Genomic DNA, 15569 nt, shown 5'->3' with positions numbered 1-15569 from the left:
GCCTCGCCGACGCCGAGCATCGGACACGCCCGTATATGCGAGGTATAGGCCCTGGTGAAGTCGGTTTTTGGCGCCTGCGGACCGGTGCGGCGCGGGCAGGAGCCCGGCATGAGGGAATGATTGACAATGAGGCGGCGGTCCGTGATTCTTTGTGCGGAAGTCCAACCGGGGGCGGAGTTTGGGTGGAATTTCACGTTCTCGGGCCGCTCAGCATCTCCCGCGATGGTCGCCTGGTACCTGTCGGCGGAGCCCCCAAACTCCGGCGCACTCTCGCTGCGCTGTTGGCCCAGGCCGGTCGGCCGGTATCGATCGAGTGGCTGATCGCCGCGGTCTGGGATGATCAGCCGCCCGCGTCCGCGCGGCGCAACATCCACCTCTACGTCCACCGGCTGCGGCGCACGCTCGGCGCCGACGTCCTGGCCGGACGGCCGGGCGGGTACGTGATCAACGCCGACGCGCTCGACGCGATCCGCTTTCGCGACCTCGTCGCGCAGGGGTGCGCGGCCCTGGCCTCTGGAGATCTCGAACCGGCCCGTGACCGGCTGCGCGCGGCGCTCGACCTGTGGCGCGGGCCGGCGTTCGCGGAGTTCGGCGACTGCACGGTCATCGCCGAGGAGGCACGGCGGCTGGAGGAGGCGCGGCTGACCGCTCACGAGCGGCTGGCAGAGGCCGAACTCGGCCTGGGCCGGTACGCCGAGGCGGCCGCCGAGCTGGCCGATCTCACCCGGGAACATCCGTACCGGGAGAGCCTGCGCGGCCATCTCATGCTCGCGCTGTACCGGTCCGGCCGTCAGGTCGAGGCGCTGGCGGTCTTCCGCCGGACCCGCGACCTGTTGAACGCGCAGCTCGGCATCGAGCCCGGTCCCGTGCTCCAGCGTCTGCACGAGGCGATGCTCCGCGGTGACGAGGACCTCCTCCCGGAGCTGGGCCGGACGCCCGCCAGGCCGGGCGAGACGGAGGGATGGGCCGAGGATGACTGCCCGTACCGCGGCCTGATGGCGTTCCAGCCGGAGGATCGGGAGTGGTTCTTCGGCCGCTCCCAGCTGGTCACGCGGCTCCGCGAGCTGGTGGACCGGCTTCCGGTGGTCGCCGTGTTCGGGGCGTCGGGAAGCGGGAAGTCCTCCCTCTTGCGCGCCGGCCTGCTGGGGACGATCTCGGATGCGGACGGCACGGCCGGGTCGTGGCGGAGCCTGATCACCACGCCGGGCGAGCACCCGCTGGACACGTTGGCCGAGCTGGTGGCCAAGGCGTCCGGCGGCGATCCCGGGGCGCTCCGTGACGTCTCGACGGATCCCGGTGCCCTGCGCGCAGCCCTGGACCGCGCCCTGGACGCCGAGACCGACGCCCGCCTGCTGCTGGTCGTGGACCAGTTCGAGGAGATCTTCACGCTCTGCGCCGACGACGCGGAGCGCCGCCGGTTCGTCGAGGCCCTGCTGGGACTGGCGCTCGGTGCCGGCCGCGTCGTTCTGGTGCTCGGCATACGGGCCGATTTCCTCGCTCACCTGACCCAGCACCCGGACCTGGTCGAGGCTCTGGGCGGTGAGGCGCAGTTGCTCGTCGGACCGGTGTCGCCGCCGGATCTGCGGGAGGTCGTCGTCCGGCCCGCCGCCCGGGCGGGGCTCACCGTGGATCCCGACCTGCTGGCCACGGTGCTGGCCGACGCGGACGAGGAGCCGGGCAGCCTGCCGCTGGTCTCGCACGCGCTGCTGGAGACCTGGCGGAACCGCGCCGGCCCTAGGCTGACGCTGTCGGCCTATCGAGCGGCCGGTGGCGTGCGCGGGGCGATCGCGCAGAGCGCGGAACGGGTCTTCCGCGACCTCGCCCCTGCCGAGCAGCAGGCCGCCCGCAGGATCTTCGTGAGGCTCACCGCGCTCGGAGACGGCACGGAGGACACCAGGCGTCCCATCTCGCGGGCCGAGCTCGTGGGTGTGGCCGATCCGGGCGTCGTCTCCGGCGTGCTGGACCGGCTCGCGGCGGCGCGGCTGGTCGTCCTCGCGGAGGAGACGGTCGACGTGGCGCACGAGGCGCTGATCCGTGCCTGGCCCCGGCTGCACCGGTGGCTCACCGACGACCGCGATGACCTGTTCGTCCACCGTCGGCTCACGGCCGCGGCGCAGACGTGGCAGGAGCTGGACCGGGACTCCGGCGCCCTGTATCGAAGCGTCCAGTTGCTCGCCGCGCGTACGTGGGCGGAGGATCACCCGCACGAACTGAACGACATCGAGGCCGCCTTCCTGCGGGCCAGCCGCGCGCTGGCGGAGAGCGAGCACACCGCGACGAGACGCCGCACCCGGCTCCTGCAGCGCCTCCTGGCCGGGATGGCCTCGCTCTTCCTGATCGCCCTGCTCGGCGGCGGCGTGGCTGTACGGCAGAGTCAGGAGGCCGGTCACCAGCAGTTGGTCGCCTTGTCCCGGCAGCTGTCCCTGAAGGCCCGATCGCTCCTCGACACCGATCCCGATCTGGCCGGGCTGCTGGCGATCGACGCGTTCCGACTCGATCGGGAGGCCGAGACGCGGGGCGCCCTCCTCAGCGTGGCGGCGGCGGCGCGCCGCCGGATCGAGCTCAACGCCGGAGGGCCGTCGATCTTCGGGGTGGCGTTCAGCCCGGACGGCTCGCGGCTGGCCGCGGCCGGCGACGACGGGACGGTCGGCCTCTGGGACCCGCGCAGCCGCACCCGGGTCGCGACGTTCCCCGAGCCCGCGTCACTCGCGGAGGCAGAGGTGGTCCACGCCAGGGCGGTGGCGTTCAGCCGCGACGGCAGGCTGCTCGCCTCCGTGGTCAGACAGGCCGAGCTGGGGGCGAGCAAGGGCGCGATCGTGGTGTGGGATCTGCGCTCCCACCGGCCGGTGTTCCAGCGGTCACGGGGCGAGCTCACCGACGCGATGGCACTGAGCCCCGACGGGACGAAGATCGCCGTTGGCGCAGGAAAGGGCGCGATCGAGGTGTGGGATCTGCGCGACGGGACCAGGCGCACCCTGCGGGGACACCGGGAGGAGGTCGTGGCTCTCGCGTTCAGCTCCGACCAGGCATTTCTGGTTTCGGCCACGGGCGGAACGCAGAGACCCGTCGTGTGGGACGTCGTCTCCGGGGCCGCGGTGGCCGAGATTCCCGCCGACGATCACGTCCACCGCCTGGGCTTCGACCACGTCGACGGGGTGCTCGCCACAGGGTCGTCTCATTACGGGGTGCGGTTCTGGCGACTCGCCCGCGATGGTGGGGTGACCTCTGTGTTCGGGCTGCCCAGGCGGTCGCCGTACACCTGGGACATGTCCGCCCCCGTCGCCGGCCGCATCGCCGTCGCCGACGAGGACGGCCTGATCACTGTCTGGGACATCGCGCGGCGGCAGCCCGTCGAGACCTACCAGGACAGAAGTCGCACCGAAACGCTGTCCCTCGCCCTCAGCGCGGACGGCTCGATGCTCGCCTCGGCCGGACTGGGCCGGACCATCGTGATCCGCGAGCGCGCTCTCCCTCCGTTCAGCGGGCACAGCCAGGCCGTGAACGACATCGAGATCAGCCCGGACGGCCGTCTCGTCGCGTCGGCGAGCAGCGACACCACCGTCCGGCTGTGGGACGTGCGCGGGAACCCGATCGCCACGCTCGGCGACCATCCCGACCACGTCCGGGCCGTCGCCTTCAGCCCGGACGGCCACCGGCTCGCCACCGTCACCCGCAGCCACACGGTCACGATCTGGGACGTCGGCAGCAGCCGGAGGCTTGCGACGATCAGGTACGGGGGGCTCGGCGCCTCCACCGACGCCGCCTTCGACCCCGGCGGCCGCTTCCTCGTCGCGACCGCCCTCGGCCGCTTCCGCTGGGACATCCGCGATCCCGGGAACCCGGTCGAGGCGCCGTTCTCGGCCTCCGGGCAGCTCGCCTCGGCGCTGGCGTTCAGCCCGCGAGACCCCCTGCTCGCCACCACCGGCCCCACCGGAGACCTGCTCGTCTGGGACCTGGCCCGGGACCGGGCGGTCCGCGCCCTCAGGACCGGGCAGGGCTCGGTGCTCGACGTCGCCTTCAGCCCGGACGGCGAGCTGATCGCCACGGCGGGGGCCGACCGGACCGTCAGGCTGTGGAACACGCGGACCGGCGAGCCGTACGCCACGTTGCCCGGCCACACCGCCCCGATCCAGGCACTCGCCTTCAGCCGGGACGGCCGCACGCTCGCGTCCGCGGGCGACGATCGCACGATCACCGTCTGGGACCTCCTGTCGCGAACGCCTGCCGCCACACTCACAGGCCACACGGCCCCGATCAAGGGCCTCGCTTTCACCGCCGACGGAGACCTGATCTCCGGTGGCGACGACGGCAGGATCATCCGCTGGCCCCTCCGGGCCGACCCGCTCGTCGGAAAGCTCTGCCAGGAGATCGGCCGTGACCTCACCCGCCAGGAGTGGGCCACCTACCTCCCCTCCGTGGCCTACCGGCCCACCTGCTGAGCGCCGACATCTTCGGCGCGCGGGCCCGGTGCGCGTGGTGCCGGGCCCGCCGTGGTCCGGGTTACGTACGGAGTCAGTAGTAGAGCGGGTCGAACCGGATGGGGAAGTCGTTGCGGGCGGTGGCGAAGTCCTGGAAGTACATGATGTTCTGGCTCACGCCGTGGCCGCTGATGATGCCCTTGGCGACCACGCCGGAGCCCGAGAGCGTGAAGACCGGGCCGCCGCTGTCGCCGGGCTGGGTGGCGCGCAGACCGTCGACCTGGTGGGCCTCGATGAGGTCGTCATAGCACTCGAAGTTGTTGTAGATGTCGAAGTCGCAGTACCAGGCGGTGAAGTCGTGCTGCTTCAGGCCGCATCGCACCCCGGTGTACGAGCCCGACGAGCAGAACAGCTCGTTCGGGTACACCCAGTCCCACGCGACGACCGGCTTGTGGTAGTAGCTGTCGGCGGGCCCGTCCCAGATCGACCCCTGGGCGTTGGAGGCGATCAGCATCGTGTCGTGGCCGGTGTTCTCGTACTTGACCTGGCCCACCCAGTCGTTGTTCTGGACGCCGTCGACGAACCAGTCACCGGGCTTGCCACAGTGGCCGGCGGTCAGAATGTACTTGTAGCCGTCGTAGCCTTGGACGCCGAAGCCCCCGGTGCAGCCGATGAAGTTACGGCTGTAGTTGCGGATGCGCCCGCCTCCGAGCCACTGCTCGTGGTCGTTCAACCGGCCCGTCCGCGTGATGTGGTCGGCCTGCTCCAGCGTGTGGGCGACCGGCAGCTTCGGCAGAATGCTCGCGGCGGCGGTGAAGGCGCTCGTGGCCCGGGCGACGCCCAGACCGGTCTGGTCCACGCCCACGCGCAGGCCGCTGCCGTCGTACGGGATGCGGACCGACCGCACGCCCGCCGACCGGTTGGCGTAGGCCGCCTTGCGCACCTGCTCGGACGCCGCGTCCAGCTCCTTGTAGGAGTACCTGGCCGGTACCACCTTGACGGGGACGATCTTGCGAGCCTCGGCGACCGCCGCCTCGATCGGGGCCGGCAGCGCGCCCTTCCAGTACAGCTCCACCTCGCCCTCACCGAAGGCGACGCTCATATACCCGGCGGGCTTGGTGTCCTCCACCACCTGACGAATGATGTGGGCGGCCTTGCGCAGCGGCTCCTGCGCGGCGCTGACGCCCTTGTCGAGCTGCTCGGAGGTGGGCGGCGCAGGTTCGGCCGCCACCGGCGCACTCATCAGAGCCGGCAGGCCCAGGACCGTGCAGAGCGCCGCAACTATCAAATGGGATCTTTTCGGGCGGGACATCATGCCTCCGGGGCGAAACGATCAGTGTCTGCCCAGCGGGAGTCCATCGAAGGAGTGGCGCGGACGTGTCCGCCGCATGACGAAGGCCGCGACAGCGGTCGCGTGTCCTGAGCATTGATCACACCTTTCTCGATTTCGACTCATCACCGGGCACGAAGCCGGGATCGGCTCGGGACGAGCATCGGACAGGCGGGTATATGTGAGGTATAAGCCCTGGTAAAACGCTCAAAAGCGCGGAGCCCAGGTCCATGAGGTCCCGGTCAGACGGCAACCTCTTGACGCATTTCGTGGCGATTTCTCACACTGAGCCAGCGGGCTGGGCACGCGCGCGGTGAACAGCCCCGTACCGTCGATCTTTGGCCCACATTTCCAACCCGGCCCGGGCCTCTGCCGGTTGGCCGGTGTGGTCCTGTCAGCCCTGGCCCGCCTCTTCTTCTTGCTCGATCGGGGCGGCGGGTGTGAGGGAAGTCAGGGCGGTTTCGCGGGTCACGCCCGTCGCGACCAGGAGGTCCACGATGATCGAGCGGACCTGGGCGGCGACGACGCTGGAGGAGAAGCCCGTGTCGTCGACGAGGGCGGTGTGGTCGCCGTGGGCCAGTGCGAGGGCGACTTGACGTGCCTGGGTGGGTTCGACGCCGGAGGCTAGTTCGTCGCGGAGCAGCCGTGCGACCTCGGCGAGGCCGTGCAGGACGCCGGTGAAGTCCGGGTGCATCGGCTCGCCGTCGCGCAGGGCCGCGAGCGTGCGGCGCAGGAGGACCCGGGTGTTGCGCAGCGCGCGGTCGATGTGGATGCTCGCCGCCTGATAACGGGCCAGCCTGCTGCGGGTGTGCCAGCGCAGGGGGCTGAGGACGGCGATCTCGCGTCCGGTCTGGAGCGCGTCACGGAGTCGTTCGACGGCGGCCTGCGAGCCACGCGCCTTGTCCAGCGAGTCGGCGGCCAGCGGGACGTCACGTGCGGCGATCGCCTCGGCGGCCCCTTCCAGCGCCTCGGCCAGTTCGTCCAGCACCACGCGCCCGTGCCGGTGGACCAGCGCGACCGGGTCGGACGGCAGCAGCGCCACGACGGCGATCGCGATGAACCCGCCGACGAAGGCGTCGATCATGCGGGCGGTGCCGCCGCTGCCGCTCGGAGGCAGCAGGGTCGCGACCAGCACGGCGGACGACCCCGCCTGCAGGGCGATCACCGGTCCTTCGTCCAGTAGCACGGCGACCGCCATCGCGAGCGCGACGACCAGCGCGATCTGCCAGGGTCCCGAGCCGATCCGTGCGATGAGCAGGTCACCGACGCCGACGCCGAGCCCGACCCCGGCGACCATCTCCAGCATGCGGCGGACCCGCCGCCCGAGGGCCACGCCGATGCAGATGACGACGGCGACCGGCGCGAAGAAGGGGCTCGGGTGTCCGAGCACTTCCTTGGCGACGACCCAGGCGATGGCCGCGGCCGCCGCGCACTGGAGGATGGACGGCACTCTGGACGCCAGCCTGCGAAGTCGGCGTCCCACGTTTCCCTCCGATGGTCGGATCCGCCCCACCGCACCCGGGCCCCGGACCGGCGCGGGCGGGCTCACCACCGCCATGCCCGGACCCGGGGGCTCGTTGGTACCCGCGCATCCTACTTCGGACAAATCACCATTTGTCTCCCCTGCTCAGCAGGTGAACGGGGATGTGCGGGGCGAGGGACGAGGCCGGTACTCCCGGAGACACCTCGGATCAGTTTCCGTGATCATGTTCGTCCGCCGGCTTCCTGGGCAGCGGGAGATTCGGTGATCGAACCACCGTAAAGCCAGTCGTTTAACCTCGGTACGTCTCGTCACCTACAACCAGGCCAGTGGTCAGTCCGACCTCGGCTACAGCCTGATGGACCTCGAGGTTGCGCAGCGGTCCGAGCGGCTGTACTTCGAAAACGGCCGAACTGCACTCGTCAGAAGGTGGCGCATATAGCCGACACATCCTTTAAGCGCTAGTCGAGCGCAGCACGACCTGCAGTTACTCCGATTGATTGTCCGGCTGGATTTGTAGACGGCTCGCGTAAGCATCGATGTCGCTCTCGCCCGCAAGACGTTGTGTGCTTGGTGTGGGGGCATCACCGACGAACACATGAATCACCCGAAAACTGAAACCATCTTGAGGGTACTGCTCCCACGTGAACCTAACACGCTGCCCCGGTACGAGGGATCTATAACCTTCCATTCCGACAATCGACGAAAAGTGAGCGAAAACGTCGCCGGGTACATCGGCGGATCTGATGAACCCCCAGCCCTCGTCGTCGTTCCACTCCACCACCGTTCCAGTAGCTGCGTCAACCGGCTCAACACCCATTGTTGCGATCCTCTCGGTAGTATCGTAGATTGCCTGATAGCGGGGGACATAGCTTGCCCCTCCGCTATCAGGCAACCTCGTGCGAATAGATTCCGAATTCGTCTGCAAAGCAGATCCAGGCGCTGCGGGTGGCTGCCTGTCTTTCATATAGGGCCAGGTCTCCTTCATCCAGGTGGTGACGGCATCCTCGTCGCGTTCGGCGGCGCGATGGATGGGGACCTGTGGCGACCAGCTGAGCCGGTGCAGCAGATACTAATGAGAAACTATCCTATTGGACAATTTCGAAGCCCCGACCTGCGGTGATGCTATTTCCGGGGTCCAGTAACCACGTTTCCCTTTAGTAAGACACTCCGGGCAGGGTGTAGTCGACCCGGAAGAGTTCGGCGATGACGGTGGCTATCCGGGTGAGGGTCCATCGCTGGTCATCCCAGCCGTGCGCGACCGGTCCCTGGCGGAGTTCGGCCTCCAGCAGCAGGATCTGCTCGGTGTTCAACCGGCATGGTGATCCGCCGTGGCCCTTGGAGGCCAGGGCTTGTCTGCCGCCGCTGGACCAGATTCGGCGCCAGGCGCAGGCCGACTGGCGGGTGACTCGCAGGTTTCGGGCGACCTCGGGCGGGGCGATGCCGCGCTCGAACATGTCGGCTGCTTGAAAGCGGATCTGCTCGCGTTTGGCGCATGCCTGGGTCGACAGGCCTCCGCCCTGGGGGTAACGCACATTGCAGTTGTGCTGCGGGAACTCGTTACTGTATCTAGACGAACACGTTAGGTAGCACTAGCCCTTTAAGATCAGTAGTCACTGCCTACGGTACTGAGTTCCGACCATGCGTTTCGGTACTCCCTGAGAGGCGCGCGGTGCTACTGATGTAGTCCGTGTCATGGGGTAAAGAAGTCGAATTCGCCCGCTTTGACGCCGGCGATGAACGCTTCCCATTCACCGCGGGTGTAGAGGATGACCTCGCGGTCGGGGTGGTGGCTGTGGCGTACGGCGACGCGTCCGGTGCCGTCAGCCAGCGGGCCTGCTTCGACACACTCCGCGTCGCCGTTGGGGCTGAAGGTGCTGATGTGCCAGGCTACGTGGGCCAGTTCTTCGGGGGTGGCCATCGTGGGCGTCTCCATCTCGATCAAGATGTACGTTCCGCTGTGGCTATTATGAGCGCTTTTGAGCCGTCTGGGGTGAGTGCAGCGCGCTCCAATCTGTCGTAGGCGTTCGCGAAGCTCACGACGTCGTCCGCTTCGACATAGATACCTCCGGCGCGTGTTTCTGCGTAACCCACGTCCGGAAACGGGGAGGGCATCCCGAAGAGCATGAAAGCGCCGCGAGGGCTGGCGTGTGCTCCCGCGCTGAACGGGAGAACGCGGATCGTGATGTTGGGTCGGTTTCCGAGTTCGGCAAGACGCTGCAACTGGGCGCGCATCACCGAAGGTCCACCGACCGTGCGGTGTAGTAGAGCCTCGTCCAGTACGACGATGAGCCGCAGCGGGTCGTCTCTGTGCAGGACCTGCTGCCGCGTCATCCGGAAGTCCACCCAGCGAGTGACGTAGGCATCGTTCGCGCTCGGGTTCGCTGCCCTGATCACCGCTTCGGCGTACTCAGGTGTCTGGAGCAGTCCGGGGATTACGAGCACGTCGAATGAGTAGAGTATCTCGGCCCGTGACTCCAGCCAGGCGTGATCGATGACCCTCCCGGAAGTCTCGCGTGCGTAGTCGTCCCACCAGCCCTTCCGCCAGATTTCTCGGCTGAGTTTTTCTAGGCCGTCGCGAAGGTCGGGATCATCCACCCCGTAAAGGTTGAGCAGGGCAAGTACGTCGGGTGCTCGCGCAGGGGTGAGGCCCTGCTCCCATCGGCTGAGCGCCGCCTGGTCGCGTTGTACGTAGTCGCCTGCCTCCCGAAGCGTGAGTTTGGCTGTCTCACGCAACTCGCGAAGTTGCTTGCCGAGCCATTGGGCGCGAAGCGTCGGTCCCTTCTTGGGTGCCATGCAGCCTCTCAGACGTTTCGAAATTGGACGTAATGGGCTAATGCCCCTTTTTGTGAAGTAGAGAATCTCAAGATTGCGTGGCGGAGAAGCGGCTGTCACTCTACTCTCGAGACGTCGATTACGCATCAGAGTGATGTGAACTCGAAGAGTGGCCGAGGCGGGCAGGCGTGCGACGGCTGTGCCCGCCCCGGCCGAGATGCCGGAAGAGAGGTGATCGGATGGATCAGCAACCCCATTCCAGCCTGCCGACTGTCTATCACGATGGCGGTGGCCAGGGTGCGGGCATGCCTGCGCCGAGGCTGGAGGAGCGGGCGCGGTTGTTCGCTCTGCTGCGTTACCCCGACGAGGAGTACGGCGACGACGGTGGGGTGGAGTTGTACGGGGTGCAGGTGCCCGATGGCTCCGTGGCGACGATCACTGTGAGCGGGCGGCCTCACGGGTGCTGGTCGAGTTGCGACCGGGTGGCCGGTCAGCTCGGCCTGCACCTGGTGTGGCTGGACGTCGAGTGCAGCGCGTGATCTAGGTGGTCACGGCCGGGTCCGCGCCCCGGCTGTGGTCCTGGTGGCACCCAGGCGCTCGCGTCGGGAAATGTCAGGAAACGGGATGACCGGTGAGGGGCTGTGCCTGGGAAGATTGAATGCTCAACTAAATCGGTAGACTGGGGTCATGGGTGAGACGCGGTGGCTGGATGAGGACGAGCAGAGGATGTGGCGTAGCTTCCTCTGGGCGTCGCGCCTGCTGCACGAGTCGCTCGATCGGCAGTTGCAGCGGGACGCCCGCATGCCGCACACGTACTACGTCATCCTGGCCATGCTGTCGGAGGCTCCCGGGCGGGAGCTGACGATGAGCGATCTCGCCCGGCTGGTCCAGTCGTCGCCGAGTCGGTTGTCGCACGCGGTGGCCAAGCTGGAGGCGCAGGGCTGGGTGAGCCGGTGCAAGCGTCCGGGCGACGCACGCACCAACCTCGCCAAGCTGACGGACGAAGGGTACGCGGTGCTGGTCGAGGCCGCGCCGGGGCACGTCGAAGAGGTCCGGCGGGTGCTGTTCGACCACCTGAGCCCCGAGCAGGTACGGCAACTCCAGGGAATCTTCGACAGCGTGCTGACAGGCCTGACCTCCGGAGACGGGGATTGAGAGCGGTGCTGCCGGACCGAGGGTGAACGGGCCCGGGAGCGGCGGTCGAAGTGGGCCCCCTCGGTACATGTCCTGACATGGGCTGTGGGCTCGAACGTTCGCCGAGTCGCTCGCCGTACGGCGGCGCCGGGTTCGCCGCACACCGTCCCTCCGACCCGGCGCCGATGGGTAGGCCGGGGTGGCGTGTGTGGGTGGGGAGGCCGCGGGGCGGGGGCACGTCCGGCGTGGGGCGGGAGCATCGGGCGGCCGGAAGATGCGTCAGGGGAGGACGCGGACGGGGAGGGGTTAGGGGAGGACGCGGCCGAGGATTCTGGCGTACATGCGGCCGGGGCTCGGGATCGACGGCGGGGTGAGGAAGCCGGGGAGCATGGGGAGGTCGACGGCGAAGGGGGTGAGCTGGTCGTACAGGGTGACGGCGTCGGCGGGGCGGGCGTCGGGGTCCTTTTCCAGCAGGCCGGCGATCAGGCTGTTCAGAGTGTCCGGGACGCCGGGGACGCCGGGCGGGCGTTCGTTGACCTGTTTCTCGAACACGGCGTACTCGGTCGGGCCGACGAAGAGCTGCCGCCCGGTCAGCATCTCGTGCAGGACGCAGCCGAGCGCGTAAAGGTCGCTGCGCGGCCCCGCGGCGCCGCGCTGGATCTGCTCGGGGGACATGTACGCGGGGGTGCCGAGGATCTGCCCGATGCGGGTGAACTGCGCGACGTCCGCCTCGCGGACCATCGCGAGGCCGAAGTCGAGCACCTTGACGCTGCCGTCGAGGCAGAGCATGAGGTTGGTCGGCTTGAGGTCGCGGTGGCAGATCGACAGGGAGTGGGCGGCGGACAGCACGGCGCACGCCTGGGCGGCGATGGCGGCGGCCCAGGGGACGGGCAGCGGGCCGTGCTCGCTGACCAGGTCGGCGACGGTCACACCCTCGATGAACTGCAGGACCTGGAACAGGCGCTGGTCGAAGGTGCCGAAGTCGTAGAGGACGGGCGCCCCGGCGTGCTCCAGCCGGGCCAGGATGCGTGCCTCGCGCATGAAGCGCTGTTCCAGCTCGGCGTCGTGCCCGCCGGGGAAGCGGAGGAACTTCACCGCCACCCGGCGGTCGAGGTGCTTGTCGTGGCCGGCGTAGACCGCGCCCATGCCGCCTTGGCCGAGAGGCAGGTCGTCAAGGACATAGCGGTCGCCGATGACCATTCTCGCCCCTCCTGATGATCTATCGGGGGAAAAATACACCCTCAGCCGCTGGGCCGCAGATGGCCGCCGACCAGTCCGTCAAAGCCTAACCGGATCAGCGCCTCGCCCAGTGCGGCCGTCTCGCGCAGCCGGTCCTCCAGCTCCAGCAGCTCGCGGAACGCCTTGCCGTAGATCCGCTGCTCAGCCAGGGAGAGCCGGGGGATCCGCACCCGGCGCGCGTCCACGCGGCTGGCCCCCGGATGCGAGCGGGCCGTCCCCCACGCGCCCGCGTACCGCAGGAAACCGGCCAGGAAGTCGGGGTCCATGCGCTCGGGGTCCACCCGGTAGAGGTAGAGCTGCGGCCCGAGCACCGCGCCGCCCTCGGTGACCGTGCGGGCGGCGCCTTCGCCGGTCGCGCCCGCCGCCACCACGTCCCCCGGTTCGAGCGTGACGTGCGCCGGGTCGGGGGAGGTGCGTCCGGACGGGGGTCCGCCGGCGGCGAGGTCGGCGACGGTGAGCACCGGCACCTCGCCCGGGCCGGTGGCCATCTTCGGCTGCCCCTGGTGGATCGTGACCAGCCCGGCCCGCACCAGCTCGCCGATGGTGGTGCTCGGCAGGTCGCGCGGCTCGGCGAGCACGCCCAGGGACGGCGGGGCGTCCGGCAGGGCGGCGGCGGCCTCGCGGAAGCGCCCGGCGATCGCGACGAATCCGGCGGCCTGGTCCTCGTCGGCGTGCGGCGGCAGGTGGCGGGTGGGGCTGAGGTCCACCTCGTCGTCCAGCAGGTCGATGATGCGGACCGCGCGGTACGGGCCGGACGGCTGCGCCTCAGGATCGGCGGTGAAGGCCAGCCACGCGGCCTCCACCGGGGACGACGGACGTTCCGCCTCCGCGCGGGACGCGACGTCGGCCGGCGTGGGGCCGCCAGGTCCGGGAGGTGCGCCGGATGGAGGGCCGCCGGGCCCGGGACGTGCGCCCGGCGAGGGGTCCGGCGTCGCCGGGCCGAGGACCGTGTCCAGGAGCGAGGGCTCCTGCGGCGGCGTCACGGAGGCGTCCATCAGCAGGACGGACGACGGCGGGCGCTCGCCGGGGCCAGGGCGGCGCAGGAGCCACAGGTCGGGGCCGCCCGCCTGCAGTGTGATCACGGCGCGCAGCGCGCCCGCGCGCAGCAGGTTGCCCCGGATGCGCTTGCCGGGACGGCGGCTCGCGGCGGCCGGGGGCATGAGGATGGCGACCAGCCCGCCGGGGCGCACGTGGGCCAGGCAGTGCTGCACCCAGGCCAGCTCGGGTTCCCCGCGCGGCGGCAGCCCGTACTCCCAGCGGGGGTCGCCGGTCAGCTCTTCGTAGCCCCACGCCCGCTCGTTGAACGGCGGGTCGCAGACCACGACGTCGGCGCGCAGGCTGGGGAACCCGTCCTGCCGCAGGGAGTCTCCGGCGACGACCTCGGCGTGCGCGCCGCGCAGCAGCAGGCGTACGGCGGTGAGCAGCGCGGTCGTGTCGCCGCCGTCCTGCCCGAGCACCCGCGCGCCGGCGAAGGGCATCAGCAGCGCGCCGATGCCGCACGCCGGGTCCAGGACGGTGGCCGCCGTCCCCGTGCCGGAGGACCGCTCACCCTCGGCCGTCCGCGCGTGTCCGGTGGCGTCGTCGCCGGTCGGGGGAAGGTCCAGGTCGCGCAGGGTCAGGCGGGTGATCACGTCGGCGATCTCGGGGCGGGTCACCGGAAGCCGGCGGGAGTGCGCCTCGACGTACCGCTCGAAGAGCAGCTCGAACGCGTCCGCCGGGCCCTGCTCGGCGGCGAGGTCGGCGAGCAGGCGGTACAGGCGGGCGTCGATGAGGTCCCAGGCGACCGGCACGGGGAGGTCGGCGACGGCGGTGGCGGCGGCCTCGGGCAGCAACTCGACGAGCTCGGGGGCGCGTGCGAGGCCCTTCCAGCCGCCGGGGTCGCGGCGCAGGTAGAGGAGGAACGCGCCCGCGCAGCCGACGCGCTCGCCGAGGCGCAGGTCGTCGCCGGAGGCGCGCAGCCGCTGCCAGACGCGGTCTCCCAGCGACATCTCGTACGATTTGCCGTTACGACGGAGCCAGTCCTCGACCTCGGGAAGGGAGAAAAGCGGGCTCGCCGCCGTGCCGCCCACGGGCTGCGGGAAGTCGTCGTAGCGGCGCCGCCAGTTGCTCACGGCCGCGCGGCCGACGTCGGCGAGCCGGGCGATGTCGCCTGCGTTCAACATGGCGTCGTGTCCCATTTGTCGTGCATCTCCCTGCTCGCCTGTGGTTTGCCCGGGCTCCCCAGGGTCAGAGTAGTCCACCATGCCGCTGCGATCCACAAACTAGATGCTTGTGAAGTGTTTCAACCAATGATTTACTGAGGTCATGTCGAACAACGCGACGCTCACGCTGCGTTACGCGGCTCGCACCGACGTCGGCCTTCGCCGTCCGCGCAACGAGGACGCGGTGTACGCCGGCCCCAGGCTGCTCGCCGTCGCCGACGGCATGGGCGGGCACAGCCACGGCGAGGTGGCGAGCGCGACCGTCATCGCGGCCCTATCCGTCCTCGACAGCGACCCGCCGGGCGCCGACGTCCTCGGCACGCTGGAGGCCACGATCACCGAAGCCGGCCTGCGGCTGAAGGACATGGCGGCCCGGGACCCCAAGCTGACCGGCATGGGAACCACCCTCACGGCGATGCTGTGGGACGGCAGGCGCTTCGCGCTCGCCCACATCGGCGACTCGCGAGGGTACATGCTGCGCGACGGCTACCTCTACCAGATCACCCGCGACCACACCCTCGTCCAGTCCCTGGTGGACGACGGGCAGATGACCGCCGAGCAGGCGGCGGCACACCCGCGCCGGTCGCTGCTGATGCGGGCACTCGGCGGCACCGGTTCCGTCGAGCCCGACCTGTCGATGCGCGAGGCGTCCGCGGGGGACCGCTACCTGATCTGCTCGGACGGTCTGAGCAGCGTGGTGTCCGCGCAGGTCCTGCACGAGACGCTGAGCTCGATCGACGACCTCGGCGAGGTGGCGCAGCGGCTGGTCGACCTCGCCAGGGAGGGCGGCGGGCCCGACAACATCACCTGCGTCGTCGCCGAGGTCCAGTCCGCGTCCTGAGACCGGGGTGTGGCGGAGGTCCTGCCTGTCTCCCGGGCTGGGTCGGGGCCGACGTCCAGCCCGCGTCCTGACCCCGGCCGGGATCCCGCGCGGACGCATATCGGTAAACGTCCGTTCTAATCCGGACTTTTCGGGTAGTGCGCACTGCCAT

The 15569-nt window shown here is 69.9% G+C and carries 12 protein-coding genes; 4 read left to right on the top strand and 8 right to left on the bottom strand.

The window, feature by feature from the left end; translation table 11 throughout:
* Positions 1-182: 182 nt before the first annotated feature.
* Positions 183-4439, top strand: a complete 4257-nt coding sequence (locus AB0H21_RS14085) for a BTAD domain-containing putative transcriptional regulator (protein ID WP_358516062.1) — start codon at positions 183-185, stop codon at positions 4437-4439.
* 73 nt (positions 4440-4512) lie between these two features.
* Here the strand turns inward: AB0H21_RS14085 and AB0H21_RS14080 are convergent, their stop codons facing one another.
* From AB0H21_RS14080 to AB0H21_RS14055, 6 genes are all read right to left on the bottom strand, one after another.
* Positions 4513-5649: a S1 family peptidase gene (locus AB0H21_RS14080; RefSeq protein ID WP_358516060.1), complete on the bottom strand. Its 1137-nt coding sequence runs from the start codon at positions 5647-5649 to the stop codon at positions 4513-4515.
* Positions 5650-6142: 493 nt separating this feature from the next.
* Complete coding sequence (locus AB0H21_RS14075; RefSeq protein WP_358516058.1) at positions 6143-7231, bottom strand: FUSC family protein; 1089 nt, start codon at positions 7229-7231, stop codon at positions 6143-6145.
* A 484-nt stretch (positions 7232-7715) separates the two neighbouring features.
* Complete coding sequence (locus AB0H21_RS14070; protein ID WP_358516056.1) at positions 7716-8195, bottom strand: cold shock domain-containing protein; 480 nt, start codon at positions 8193-8195, stop codon at positions 7716-7718.
* Positions 8196-8385: 190 nt separating this feature from the next.
* Positions 8386-8763: a helix-turn-helix domain-containing protein gene (locus AB0H21_RS14065; RefSeq protein ID WP_358516054.1), complete on the bottom strand. Its 378-nt coding sequence runs from the start codon at positions 8761-8763 to the stop codon at positions 8386-8388.
* Between the two features lie 158 nt (positions 8764-8921).
* On the bottom strand, positions 8922-9164 hold the full coding sequence (locus AB0H21_RS14060) for a DUF397 domain-containing protein (protein WP_358516554.1): 243 nt from the start codon (positions 9162-9164) through the stop codon (positions 8922-8924).
* Between the two features lie 5 nt (positions 9165-9169).
* A complete protein-coding gene (locus tag AB0H21_RS14055) occupies positions 9170-10024 on the bottom strand; it encodes a helix-turn-helix transcriptional regulator (RefSeq protein WP_358516052.1) in 855 nt (284 codons plus the stop codon).
* A 284-nt stretch (positions 10025-10308) separates the two neighbouring features.
* On the opposite strand from AB0H21_RS14055, the gene AB0H21_RS14050 reads away from it, so the two are divergent.
* Both AB0H21_RS14050 and AB0H21_RS14045 read left to right on the top strand, forming a co-directional pair.
* Positions 10309-10542, top strand: coding sequence for a hypothetical protein (locus AB0H21_RS14050; protein ID WP_358516050.1), 234 nt, complete (start codon positions 10309-10311; stop codon positions 10540-10542).
* Positions 10543-10690: 148 nt separating this feature from the next.
* Positions 10691-11158, top strand: a complete 468-nt coding sequence (locus AB0H21_RS14045) for a MarR family transcriptional regulator (RefSeq protein ID WP_358516048.1) — start codon at positions 10691-10693, stop codon at positions 11156-11158.
* A 285-nt stretch (positions 11159-11443) separates the two neighbouring features.
* Here the strand turns inward: AB0H21_RS14045 and AB0H21_RS14040 are convergent, their stop codons facing one another.
* Positions 11444-12337: a serine/threonine-protein kinase gene (locus AB0H21_RS14040; protein ID WP_358516046.1), complete on the bottom strand. Its 894-nt coding sequence runs from the start codon at positions 12335-12337 to the stop codon at positions 11444-11446.
* A 41-nt stretch (positions 12338-12378) separates the two neighbouring features.
* Complete coding sequence (locus AB0H21_RS14035) at positions 12379-14553, bottom strand: N-6 DNA methylase (RefSeq protein ID WP_358516044.1); 2175 nt, start codon at positions 14551-14553, stop codon at positions 12379-12381.
* Positions 14554-14680: 127 nt separating this feature from the next.
* Here AB0H21_RS14035 and AB0H21_RS14030 point away from each other — a divergent pair, with 127 nt between their 5' ends.
* A complete protein-coding gene (locus AB0H21_RS14030) occupies positions 14681-15418 on the top strand; it encodes a protein phosphatase 2C domain-containing protein (RefSeq protein ID WP_358516042.1) in 738 nt (245 codons plus the stop codon).
* Positions 15419-15569: the final 151 nt, after the last annotated feature.

The organism is Sphaerisporangium sp. NPDC051011 (genome assembly GCF_040653595.1).
GTDB lineage: Bacteria > Actinomycetota > Actinomycetes > Streptosporangiales > Streptosporangiaceae > Sphaerisporangium.
The sequence above is the reverse complement of the archived record's forward strand: the minus strand, read 5'-3'. Positions and strand labels throughout refer to the sequence as shown.